13 protein-coding genes are annotated in these 11,571 nt (G+C 57.5%); 7 read left to right on the top strand and 6 right to left on the bottom strand.

What is annotated here, in order from left to right:
- Window position 1: 1 nt before the first annotated feature.
- Both F1529_RS05700 and F1529_RS05695 read left to right on the top strand, forming a co-directional pair.
- On the top strand, window positions 2-667 hold the full coding sequence (locus F1529_RS05700) for an alpha/beta hydrolase (RefSeq protein ID WP_155132886.1): 666 nt from the start codon (window positions 2-4) through the stop codon (window positions 665-667).
- A 164-nt stretch (window positions 668-831) separates the two neighbouring features.
- Window positions 832-1,290: a hypothetical protein gene (locus F1529_RS05695; protein WP_155132883.1), complete on the top strand. Its 459-nt coding sequence runs from the start codon at window positions 832-834 to the stop codon at window positions 1,288-1,290.
- Window positions 1,291-1,642: 352 nt separating this feature from the next.
- On the opposite strand, the gene F1529_RS05690 is transcribed toward F1529_RS05695, so the two are convergent.
- Genes F1529_RS05690 through coxB form a run of 4 tightly spaced genes read right to left on the bottom strand, consistent with a single transcriptional unit; the run spans window position 1,643 to window position 5,995 of the window.
- Window positions 1,643-2,524 (bottom strand): cytochrome c oxidase subunit 3, encoded by an 882-nt coding sequence (locus tag F1529_RS05690; RefSeq protein WP_155132880.1) that lies wholly within the window; start codon window positions 2,522-2,524, stop codon window positions 1,643-1,645.
- Window positions 2,525-2,552: 28 nt separating this feature from the next.
- Complete coding sequence (locus tag F1529_RS05685; RefSeq protein WP_007148909.1) at window positions 2,553-3,128, bottom strand: cytochrome c oxidase assembly protein; 576 nt, start codon at window positions 3,126-3,128, stop codon at window positions 2,553-2,555.
- A 36-nt stretch (window positions 3,129-3,164) separates the two neighbouring features.
- On the bottom strand, window positions 3,165-4,772 hold the full coding sequence (gene ctaD / locus F1529_RS05680) for a cytochrome c oxidase subunit I (RefSeq protein ID WP_007150287.1): 1,608 nt from the start codon (window positions 4,770-4,772) through the stop codon (window positions 3,165-3,167).
- Between the two features lie 14 nt (window positions 4,773-4,786).
- Window positions 4,787-5,995 (bottom strand): cytochrome c oxidase subunit II, encoded by a 1,209-nt coding sequence (gene coxB, locus F1529_RS05675; RefSeq protein ID WP_155132877.1) that lies wholly within the window; start codon window positions 5,993-5,995, stop codon window positions 4,787-4,789.
- 397 nt (window positions 5,996-6,392) lie between these two features.
- Here coxB and F1529_RS05670 point away from each other — a divergent pair, with 397 nt between their 5' ends.
- On the top strand, window positions 6,393-6,728 hold the full coding sequence (locus tag F1529_RS05670) for a DUF1820 family protein (RefSeq protein ID WP_155132874.1): 336 nt from the start codon (window positions 6,393-6,395) through the stop codon (window positions 6,726-6,728).
- A gap of 169 nt (window positions 6,729-6,897) precedes the next feature.
- Here F1529_RS05670 and F1529_RS05665 read toward each other — a convergent pair whose 3' ends face one another.
- Together F1529_RS05665 and F1529_RS05660 are read right to left on the bottom strand one after the other, a co-directional pair.
- Entirely contained in the window at window positions 6,898-7,065 is a 168-nt protein-coding gene (locus F1529_RS05665) for a hypothetical protein (RefSeq protein ID WP_155132871.1), read from the bottom strand.
- A 258-nt stretch (window positions 7,066-7,323) separates the two neighbouring features.
- A complete protein-coding gene (locus F1529_RS05660) occupies window positions 7,324-7,596 on the bottom strand; it encodes a twin transmembrane helix small protein (RefSeq protein WP_007151124.1) in 273 nt (90 codons plus the stop codon).
- A gap of 260 nt (window positions 7,597-7,856) precedes the next feature.
- Here F1529_RS05660 and F1529_RS05655 point away from each other — a divergent pair, with 260 nt between their 5' ends.
- From F1529_RS05655 to cyoE, 4 genes are all read left to right on the top strand, one after another.
- On the top strand, window positions 7,857-8,609 hold the full coding sequence (locus F1529_RS05655) for an SURF1 family protein (RefSeq protein WP_155132868.1): 753 nt from the start codon (window positions 7,857-7,859) through the stop codon (window positions 8,607-8,609).
- A 244-nt stretch (window positions 8,610-8,853) separates the two neighbouring features.
- The gene (locus tag F1529_RS05650) at window positions 8,854-9,489 is read left to right on the top strand and encodes a hypothetical protein (RefSeq protein WP_230457720.1); all 636 of its coding nucleotides are present in this window, start codon (window positions 8,854-8,856) and stop codon (window positions 9,487-9,489) included.
- Window positions 9,490-9,504: 15 nt separating this feature from the next.
- A complete protein-coding gene (locus F1529_RS05645; RefSeq protein WP_155132865.1) occupies window positions 9,505-10,566 on the top strand; it encodes a heme A synthase in 1,062 nt (353 codons plus the stop codon).
- Window positions 10,563-11,474, top strand: a complete 912-nt coding sequence (gene cyoE / locus F1529_RS05640) for a heme o synthase (RefSeq protein ID WP_007149599.1) — start codon at window positions 10,563-10,565, stop codon at window positions 11,472-11,474. Before F1529_RS05645 ends, cyoE begins: the two co-directional genes overlap by 4 nt.
- Window positions 11,475-11,571 lie beyond the last annotated feature (97 nt).

Below are 11,571 nucleotides of genomic sequence, written 5' to 3'. Positions count from 1 at the left end.
CATGAGTGATCTATTGCGTTGCGTTGAAATTGAACCATCAGCCCAAGCCACCGCCAGTGTGATCTGGCTACACGGCCTGGGCGCCAGCGGTCACGATTTTGAGCCCATCGTTCCCGAGCTTCAGCTGCCTGCTGGCCTGGCCGTGCGGTTTATCTTTCCCCATGCCCCGCAGATCCCTGTGACCGTCAATGGCGGCATGGTCATGCCCGCCTGGTACGATATTCTCGCCATGGATATCGACCGCAAAGTGGACGAAGCCGGCGTTCTGGCCTCAGCGGACGCGGTAGATGCACTCATCGAGCGGGAAATCGCCCGCGGCATTCCCAGCGAACGCATCATTATTGCTGGTTTCTCACAAGGTGGCGCCGTTGCCTACCAGGCCGCCCTGCGCCACCCCCAACCCCTGGCCGGCCTGCTCACCCTGTCCACCTATATGGCCATGCCGGTGACCCCCAGCAACGCGAACGCCTCACTGCCGGTAATGATCTGCCATGGCAGCATGGACCCGATGGTGCCGGAGCAACTGGGCCAACGGGCAGCAGCCACCCTGACCGAACTGGGCTATACCCCGCAGTACAAAAGCTACCCCATGGAGCACATGGTCTGCCTGGAACAGATTCGGGATATAGGGAAATGGCTGACGGAACGTCTGAAGCCTGAGGCCTGACAGCGACGCTGAATGCCTGATTACGGCTACGCCTAATCAGACCTGCTCGCCCTGGCGGTTTCACCAGACGCTCTACGCTTTACCCTTTTTGACAATTCCTGCGCGTTTTTTGCACGTTCTCCCATCATACTGGTGCCAATACTCTTTCAAATAAGGGGAACCGTATGAAGACAACGTCAATATTGACCCTTACTACCCTGCTTGGTCTGAGTGTAGCCCCCACACTCGCCCAGGCCCGCCCGCCGTGGGAGGCAACCCAACAACACGACGATCCTGCACGTATTCAGCTTGTGGACAGTCGCCGTGATTACTCTGAATATCGCTACACTAGCCACGAGCGTGAAGCACTCCGTCAGCGCCTCAGCCACCGGGAGTTTGACCCCCTCCCTCCCGGGCTACAGAAGAAAGTGGCACGTGGCGGCAAACTTCCACCGGGCTGGCAAAAAAAACTGCAGAAAGGCCAGCGTTTGCCCGATTCGCTCTACTACAACAGCCAGCGCTTACCCTCATATGACGGCATTCGTCACATCGATGGTGTCAGTGACGTGATTATTGATAACGAAGTGGTTCGAGTGATTGATGCAACCCAAACAATTCTTGATGTATTCGGAATTAACCGTTGATATAACGTCATCGCAAAGGCCGCAGGCCCTGGCAACCGTTGGTTGCCAGGGCCTGCGGTTGCCACTTTCATTCAAAACCAGAAAAGCAGGCCTCTAGCTCTCTTCATAGAGAAACGTCAGCCCTCCTCCCTCAAAGGCATACATACCGAGATAGCTGCAGCCTCTCAAACTGTGTGTTTTCGCGTCAGGCATCTGGCGTTGAGCGTTCGGCAAAGTCCGAAATCTTGGCGATAAGCCAATCAAACGCTTAGAAGCATCTTGTTCACTCCAATCCGCGAAGAACAAAAAAAGCCGCGCCCTTTCGGGGCGCGGCTTTTTCGTGTTGCCTGTCGCGTGATGCGTGTGGCCGCTCTTACAACCAGTACACCGTGATAAACAGGAACAGCCACACCACGTCCACAAAGTGCCAGTACCAGGCACCCGCTTCCCAGGCGAAGTTGTTCTCTTCATCAAAGTGCCCCTTGATCACACGCAGCAGGGTCACAAACAGGAAGATGGTACCGATGGTCACGTGTGCACCGTGGAAACCGGTGAGCAGGAAGAACAGGCTACCGTAGATACCCGCATCCAGGGTCAGACCCAGCTCGGTGTAAGCGTGGATGTATTCTTCCACCTGCAGGAACAGGAAGATGATCCCCAGCACCACCGTGGCCGCCTGGAAAGCGATCAGGGTGCCGCGCTTGCCTTCCAGCAAGGCGTGGTGAGCGATAGTCAGCGTGATTGACGACACCAGCAGGATAGCCGTGTTGATGGCCGGCAGCCCCCATGCGCCCATGGCCTGGGTCGTATCACCGGCCGGGGTCACGGTCAGCGGCCACATGGCCTGGAAGTTCGGCCACAGCAGTTCGTGGGTCATGGCGTTGCTGCCTTCCCCGGACAACCACGGCAGGATCAGCCAGCGGGTGTAGAACATGGCCCCAAAGAAGGCCGCAAAGAACATCACCTCGGAAAAGATGAACCACAACATGCCCTGACGGTAAGAACCGCCCAGCTGATTGCTGTGCAAACCACCAACGGATTCCTTGACGGTGTCACGCCACCACAGGGCGATCACTACCAGCAACCAGGTCAGGCCCAGGAAGAACAGAGGCTTGCCGAAGAAACTGGGCTCCATGTCCGCCATGGTGCTCTGCTGAATAAAGTTTGCACCGCCAATGGCGGTCATGAACAAGCCAATGGACGCGGTCAACGGCCAGGGGCTGCTCTCGGGAACGTAATACTTTTCAGTAGCCATTAAAAAATCTCCTCTACAACCGGCTGTTCTAGTTAGCAGCCACGCTGTTGTTTTTACCGGCGACCCGCTCTGTCACATCGAAGATCGTATACGACAGAGTGAATTGGTTAATGTGACTGGGAATTTCCGGGTCCAGATAGAAAATCATCGGCATGTCTTTACGCTCACCCGCCAGCAATGTTTGCTGATCAAAACAGAAACACTGCGTCTTGTGCAGGTATCGAGCCGCTTCCCCCGGTGTTACCGACGGGATGCTCTGGGTAATCATGTCCGATGAAGTCGGGTTGCTTGCGAAAAAATGCACCAGCGTAATTTCCCCCGGATGCACCTTTACCCGCTTGGTCTCAGAGGTGAACTCCCCACTGATTCCGTCGCCCTTCTGGGTAATGAATTCCACTGTCACGGTACGGTCTGCCACCACAGTCTCAGGCGCTTGAGTGGCGGCCGTACTCGATGTTTTTCCATTCAGTCCGGTGACATCACAGATAACGTTATAAAAGGGCACCATGAGGAAGGCGAAGCCAAACATGGCCACCGCCCAAATCAACAGCTTTTTCAGCGTGCGCTTGTTGCGCTGTTCAACACTGAGCTGTTCGTCGCTCATGGTGCCCTCCGTCACTCTCTGTTACTTGACTATCTGTTACTTGACCACCGGCGGGGTGTCATAGGTGTGGAACGGCGCCGGTGACGGCACTTCCCATTCCAGACCTTCGGCACCTTCCCACGGCTTGGCCGGGGCTTTTTCGCCTTTCTTCATGGCACACAGCACGGTCACGGCCAGGAACAGCAGCTGTGACAGGCCGAACCAGAAGCCGCCAATGGAAATCCAGAAGTTGTAGTCCGCAAACTGTAGCGCGTAGTCAGCGTAACGACGCGGCATGCCGGCCAAACCCACGAAGTGCATGGGGAAGAACAGCAGGTTGGCGGAAATCAGCGAGTTCCAGAAGTGCAGTTCACCCAGAGTTTTGTTCGGCATGATGCCGGACCACTTCGGCAGCCAGTAGTAGGCAGCAGCAAAGATGGAGAAGATCGCACCGGTCACCAATACATAGTGGAAATGCGCCACTACGAAGTAGGTGTCATGGTACTGGAAGTCCACCGGGGTAATCGCCAGCATCAGGCCGGACAGACCACCACAGGTGAACAGCACCACAAAGGCGATCGCCCACTTCATTGGCAGTTCGAAGGTCATGGACCCGCGCCACATGGTAGCGACCCAGTTGAATACCTTCACGCCCGTAGGCACGGAGATCAGCATGGTCATGTACATGAAGAACAGGGTACCGGCCAGCGGCATGCCCACGGTGAACATGTGGTGAGCCCAGACGACAAAGGACAGCAGCGCAATGGACGCGGTCGCGTACACCATGGAGGCGTAACCGAACAGCGGCTTGCGGGCAAAGGCCGGGATGATCGCTGACACGATACCGAAGCTCGGCAGGATCATGATGTACACCTCAGGGTGCCCGAAGAACCAGAACACGTGCTGGAACAGTACCGGGTCACCACCACCGGCGGCATCGAAGAAGCTGGTGCCGAAGTGACGATCCGTCAGCATCATGGTCACTGCACCGGCCAGAACCGGGATAACCGCGATCAGCAGGAAGGCAGTGATCAGCCAGGTCCATACGAACAGCGGCATCTTCATCAGGGTCATGCCCGGGGCACGCATGTTGAAAACGGTAACGACCACGTTGATGGCGCCCATGATGGAAGAAATACCCATCATGTGAACCGACAGAATGAACAGGTCAGTCGACGCCGGGCCGTACTTGGTCGACAGCGGCGCGTAGAAGGTCCAGCCAAAGTTCGGGGCGCTGGGGTTGCCGGCACCGAACGCGCTCATCACCACCGAACCAATCAGGATGGTGAAAGCGAAAGGCAGGATCCAGAAGGACCAGTTATTCATCCGCGGCAGCGCCATGTCCGGCGCACCGATCATCAAGGGAATCATCCAGTTGGCCAGGCCAACCGTGGCGGGCATCACCGCACCAAATACCATGACCAGACCGTGCACGGTGGTCATCTGGTTGAAGAATTCCGGATCCACGAACTGCATGCCGGGCTCGAGCAGCTCGGCACGAATTACCATGGCAAGGAAACCGCCGGACAGGAACATGGCGAAGCTGAACCACAGATACAGGGTACCGATATCTTTGTGGTTGGTGCTGAACAGCCAACGTTTCAGGCCGGTCGGGGCGTGGTGATGATCGTGATGATCATCATGGGTTGCAGCTGCAGTAGACATTGCTATCCCCTCCCTTATTCGTGGTCGTTAACGTCGGCGGGCTGAATCAGATCGCCGGTGTCGTTGCCGAAAGCATTACGCTCGTAGGTGATCACCGCCGCAATCTGGCGAGGTGTCAGCTGAGCCTTGAAGTTGGGCATGGCGGCACGGCCATTGACCAACACATCAATGTGCTCGTTCAGGTGCTCTTTATTGGTAGCGAATTCCGTACCGGCAAACGCCAGGCCGATACCGCCTTCACCATTAGCACCGTGACACAGGGCACAAGCGCTGTCGTAAACCTGCTTGCCTTCTTCCATCGCCTGATCGATACCGGCAAACGGTGTCAGATCCGGGCCAGAGGCAGCTTTTTCTTTCTCTTCGGCAATCCAGGTCTTGAACTCGTCCTGGGTCACCACTTCTACAGCAATCGGCATGAAGGCGTGGTTCTTGCCACACAGTTCCGCACACTGGCCGTAGTAAGTGCCTTCCTTACCTTCCGGTACCAGCGCCCAGGTTTCATTGACGAACCCGGGGATTGCATCTTTCTTGCCGCCGAAATCCGGCACCCAGAAAGAGTGGATCACGTCATCGGAGGTCACCAGGAAACGCACTTTCTGGCCCGACGGAATGATCAGCTTGTTGTCCACTTCCAGGTTGTAGTTGTGGTCTTTCTCGGGAGCGTCCTTGCCGACCAGATCTTTCGCGGTGCCATAAGGGAACAGACCACCGGACAGAACCGGGTTGTTGTACTGTTCCGGCGGCGTGGCCAGGTTGGAGAAGAAAGACACACCAATATCGTTGTCGTCTTCGTAGGTCAGGTACTCGTAGCTCCACTTCCAGCGATAGCCAGTCACCTTCACCGTCAGTTCTGATTCAGCGGTATCGTCCAGCTGAACCAGTACGCGGGTGGCCGGTACGGCCATGGCGATCAGGATAACGAAGGGGATCACTGTCCACAGCACCTCGAAAAACACGTTTTCGTGGAAGGTGGAAGGATTCGGGTTCTTGGAACGGCGGTGGCGGATCATCGAGAACAGAATCAGGCCACAGACCAGAAGACCGATAACGGTCACGATCCAGAGAACGGTGGTGTGAAGATTTTGAACTTCCTGACTGACCTGGGTTACCCCCGGTCGCAGGTCGAGATCGGAACGTTCGGTCCAGTCGCTAGCGAAGGTCATGCCACTGATCATCAGTGACGTCAGACCCGCCGCCGCGCGGTGGAACAGAGTTGACTGCATGCGTTTGCTCCCTGTTTTCCCCAGCGCTACCCCGTTACAGGCACGCTTGTTCTTTGCCGTTACCGGCGCCTGGAAAGCGAGTTTCAGGATTGATGCGGCGAAACGGTCACCAGACCTTCCCCACTGACATCGACGACCAAGGGGGCGGCCGTTTAACGTGTCACATGGGAGGCAAAACCCAATAAAATCAAATAGCTATTTACCGCCATGCTGATTTCACTGAATTGCCGGAGGTGTGGCAAATTGTCCCACTGCATTTATGGGCGCCAACTCTAGTCATTCGCATGGCTAAAGTCCAGCCGAAACGTAGGGTTTATCAAGCCTTTCAGGCAGATACGAAAGCTGAACGCTATGCTACACTCCGCCTCTATTCCCCTACCCAGCGTCCCTTTCTGCCATGTCAAAACGCCGTCCCATTTACCGCGTCATATTCCAGAATCAGGGGCAAACCTACGAAGTTTATGCCTCCGAGATATACCAAAGTGATCTGCACGGCTTTATCGAGGTAGAGGAATTCCTGTTTGATGAGCGCAGCGGTGTGCTGGTGGATCCATCGGAAGAGAAGCTGAAGAGCGAGTTTTCAGGGGTTCTGCGGTCGTACATCCCCATGCATGCGGTTATTCGCATTGATGAGGTCGAAAAGGAAGGGGTCGGCAAGATCACGGAATCACGCACAGAGCTCCGCAACAGCAACGTTTCCCCTTTCCCCATGCCGCCAGGTCCGGGCAAATAGCCGCACCTGTCCCTGCAAAAGCACTGCACCCCAAAAAAAGAAGGGCGCCGGTTAGACCGAGCGCCCAGAGGGTTGCCTGATGTTACTAAGAGGAGAAAACGTATTTTGCCTACTGAATTAGTCCGCGCACGAATGCAAAGGTTCCCGCGGGACTGAAAAAACCTTCCCGCTAGCGAGAAACATCCCGGGAGGCATGATGACTGCCATGGAGAGGGCGGCAGAAAGAGCGGCCAGTGGAAACGTCAGCGCGAGCACTGCGTGCCAGCAGCATTGCCTGCTCAGCCCGCGCAATCATGCGAACAAACAGAATCAGCGCAAACCGTGTCATCCATTCCATCGTCATTTCCTCTAATCGCCGTTCGACTTCTATCACCGCCTGATAACACCAGCGGCCGACAGAGCCCGCCCAGGAATCCAATAAAGGAAGCGGGGAAGTGCGTCCGTGCTCCCTGGCCATCCTTGCTGGCCCTTCTCCGCGCATCTCACTCAAGGCGAGTTACCGTATCAGAGGCGCCTTTTCCGTCTTCGTTCACCGACCGATCGCGTTTTTACCGCCCTTTTACAAGCAGCGCCCTGCCCTTTGCCAAGCCAGCCCCTATTCACCCTGGCGGGCAGGCGCTACCTCGCCAGCGTCAATCGGCTCGCCATACCGCAGGGTCGGGTTCACGTCATGTGGCTGCACCCACCCCATATACATGCTGAGGATAATGAATAGAAACACCGCCACGGAAAAACCCACACGCCAGGCCAGCGCTCGCATGGTCTTGCCTTCCTTGCCCTGCCCCTTCACCAGCGACATGAGCGCACGCCCCAGAGAAATCACTGCCGCCAGCAGCAGAATGACTACAATCAGCTTTACCCACCACATACTCGTTATCTCCTTGAACGCATTACCAAGGCGTATAAACACACAGCCCGGATTCCCTGGATGAAAAGCCCGGCCAGCTATGTACAATGTGCCGCCATTACTGTGTGGAGGTCCGGGATGATATCAGGGCCGCCTTTATATGCGGCTATTGTAATGGCCGACTCTGCCAGTGCACGCACTATCTGACCTGTGCTGGCCGTCCACGGATCGGGCAAGCCAACCGTTTTGCTACGCTACTGCTGTCATGAGGGCAGACCGCCATGCCTCACACTCACCGCCGTGCCCCCTGGATCGCACTGATCGCCACCCTGATCGTGTCCGGAGTGTGCCTGCGACTGGCTTTCTGGCAGCTGGAGCGGGCCGACGAAAAGCGGCAGTGGCTCACCGAACAGAGTGCACGGGCCACCCTGCCATCGGCAGACTTGCCCACCCTGCAGGCCGCCGATGACCCCATGCACCGCCGCGCCTCCATTTCCGGCCACTTTGATAACGCCCATAACGTGTTGCTGGACAATCGCACCCTGAACGGCGTGGCTGGCTACCACCTGCTGACGCCGTTTGAAACCCGCAAAGGGCGCTGGGTACTGGTCAACCGGGGCTGGCTCCCCCGGGGCAACAACCGCGCCAATCTGCCCGCCATTGCCCCGATCACAGGAAGCCTGACCGTCACCGGCGCCGTATACCGCCCGTCCCGTGATGTTTTTGTGCTCAAGGAAATGCCATTGCCCGACAATCAGTGGCCATTACGGGTTCAGAAAGTGGATTTTGACGCTATTGGCGAACAACTTGGGGTAGAATTAGCGCCCTTTGAAATCCGGGTCACCCCGGAAGTGGCGCTGGGCAACAACACACCGCTACCCCGGCACTGGCAGGACGTGACGGTGATGGGCCCGGAACGGCACAAGGCTTACGCATTGCAGTGGTTCGCACTGGCACTGGCCGCCCTGCTGATATATGTTGCCGCCGCACTCCGAAACTGGCGCAAAGCACGCAAGACGCGAGAGGAATTGTAGGGGCTGCTGAGGTTTCATTCTTACCTCTGTTGTGCCTGAAAATGCGCCAATCTAGGCGCGAGGAGAGAAGTTTGGTTGCTCCAAATGAACGACACGCAACAACGAGTGGCGCTTTTTCAGGCGCAACCCGTAGGGCTGGGCTCCTTTTGCCGCCCAGCTGCGTTGGCGGTCGCTCATATAGAAACACTATGCCACGCTCCCTTCGCCTTGCCGGGCGAAAAAATGAACTCCAGCAGAGGCAAGAATGAAACCTCAACAGCCCCTCATGACTCCACGGACCAAGAGCAGGGTCACCTTGTTAGCCATCGTTGCGCCCTTCGTCCTGTTTTTTCTGGCCGGACGCTACCTGATCGATGTCGAGGAGCTACCCAAGGTCAACAAGGGCCAATTGCTGGTTCCACACATCGACATGGCGAGCCTGAACGCCACTGACAGCAATGAGCAGCCCTACGACGGCAATGACATGAGCACTCAGTGGACCCTGCTCTATGTGGCCGGGGAGGACTGCGATACTCGCTGCAAGAACGGCCTCTATTATCAAGTACAGCAAGTGCGCCTGACCCTGGGCGAAGACATTCAGCGAGTGCGTCGGGTCATTTTGCATACCGCCCCGGCCGGCGCCGAGTTGCAGGCGTTCCTCACCGACAAGGTGGATGGCATGGTTTCTATCCATGCGGCTCCCGCCGATGTCACCCAGGCCCTGGCCCCGGTGTATGCCCCCGATGCCAGCCAGCCCATTGGCGATATTTTTCTGGTCAGCCCGGACGGCCAGATATTCATGCGTTACCCCACGCACGAAAACATGGATGCCACCCTCGAAGAGGCGGAGAACATCCGCGTCGATCTCAAACGGACCCTAAAAGGGTCACTGATCGGTTAAGGCAGGCTCTTGATTATGCAAACCCCCACCGCATCGCAGCGCTGGCTGCGCCGTTTCTGTATTCTGGCTGTCCTGATGGCCGCCGGCGTAATCATTCTGGGCGCCTGGACCCGACTGTCCGATGCCGGCCTTGGCTGCCCGGATTGGCCCGGCTGCTACGGTCATCTGGACGTACGCAAAGCCATCGAGCACGTGGCCACCACCAACGAAACCACCCCCGGCGCATTGCGCGAAGCGCACAAAACCGTGCCGGAAATGGTGCACCGCTATTTCGCCTCCACCCTGGGGCTGGTGATCATCATCATCGCGGCCTTGTCATTTGTTAACCGCAAGCGGGAAAAGCAGCCTCTGAAGCTGCCTTTATTCCTGGTGGCATTGGTTATCTTCCAGGGCATTCTCGGCATGTGGACGGTGACCATGGGGCTGCAGCCCACTATCGTGATGCTGCACTTACTCGGTGGTTTTACCACCTTCACCCTGCTGGTTCTGCTCACCGCCCGGGTGTTCCGTTGGCCCAGCTTCCTCAATGACTGTGATGTGCTGACCCTCAAGCCGCTGGCATCGATGACCCTGGCCGCCGTTATCCTGCAAATCGCCCTGGGCGGCTGGACCGCCAGCAACTATGCCGCCGTGGCCTGCACCGACCTGCCGGTGTGCGAAGAAGGCTGGCAGGATCGACTGGATTTCAAGGAAGCGTTTATTTTCTGGGGCCACGAACACGACAAGCCCGACTACGAGTACGGCGTCCTCGACAACGACGCGCGCACCACCATTCACGTGATGCACCGCTTCGGCGCCCTGGTGGTCACCCTGCTGATGCTGCTGTTGGTGGGCAAGATTCTGCTGCGTGCCCGCAGTGTGTTCTTCCGCAATTTCGCACTGGTGATGCTTGGCATCCTCAGCCTGCAGATCGGCCTGGGCCTGAGTAATGTGATGTTCGCGGTGCCGCTGGATGTGGCCGTGGCCCACAACTTCGTCGCAGTGATACTGTTGGCCAGCCTGGTGCTGTTCATCCGCGCCATTAACGTGAAATGCGGCAAGCGCCAGCCCCCCAAACAGCAAGGAGCCCCGTCATGAGTGAGTCTGCCCACTGGCGCGACTATCTCGCCCTCACCAAACCCGGCGTGGTCATGCTGCTCATGGTCACCGCAGTGGCCGGCATGTTCCTGGCCACCGAGCCGGCCGGCATGGTGCCGCTGGGCACCTTCATCCCTGCGTTTGTGGGGCTGTCTCTGGCCATGATGGCCTCCGCCGCCATTAACCAGATCATGGATCAGAAAATCGACGCCATCATGAAGCGCACCGAAAAGCGCCCGCTGGTGGCCGGCAAGCTGACCCCGAAAGCGGCTATCACCTTTGCGGTGCTGCTGGCGGCGGCCTCCATGATCATGCTGTATTTTCTGGTGAATCCGATCACCGCCTGGCTGACCCTGTTCGGCTTTGTCGGCTACGCCTTTATTTATACGCTCTATCTGAAACGCGCTACGCCACAGAACATCGTGATTGGTGGTATCGCCGGCGCCATTCCGCCACTGCTGGGCTGGACCGCCGTCACCGGCGAAGCCCACCCCTACGCCTGGCTGCTGGTGCTGATCATCTTCGTCTGGACGCCGCCGCACTTCTGGGCCCTGGCCATTCACCGTCGCGACGAGTACGCCAAGGCCGACATACCCATGCTGCCGGTGACCCACGGCATCCCGTTCACCCGCGAGTCGGTGCTGTACTACACCATCCTGCTGTTTATCTGCACCCTGTTGCCGTATCTCACCGGCATGAGCGACCTGATCTACTTGCTCAGCGCCCTGATTCTCGGCCTGGTGTTTCTTTACCACGCGGTGCGGCTGCGCTTTTCCGAAGACCCGAAGCTGCCAATGAAAACCTTCGGCTATTCGATCACCTATCTGTTCGCCCTGTTTACCGCTTTGCTGGTGGATCATTATCTGCCTGTGACGCCGCAGACCGTGGCCGGGTGGCTGGGGGCATAAGAAAGACGTTTCGAGGTACGAGTTTCGAGTTGCGAAAGTCAAAAGGCACCAGCGCATCTGGTTTTCGAAACTCGTTACTCGCACCTCGCGACAAACC

This window comes from Alcanivorax sp. VBW004 (assembly GCF_009718865.1).
GTDB lineage: Bacteria > Pseudomonadota > Gammaproteobacteria > Pseudomonadales > Alcanivoracaceae > Alcanivorax.
The sequence above is the reverse complement of the archived record's forward strand: the minus strand, read 5'-3'. Positions and strand labels throughout refer to the sequence as shown.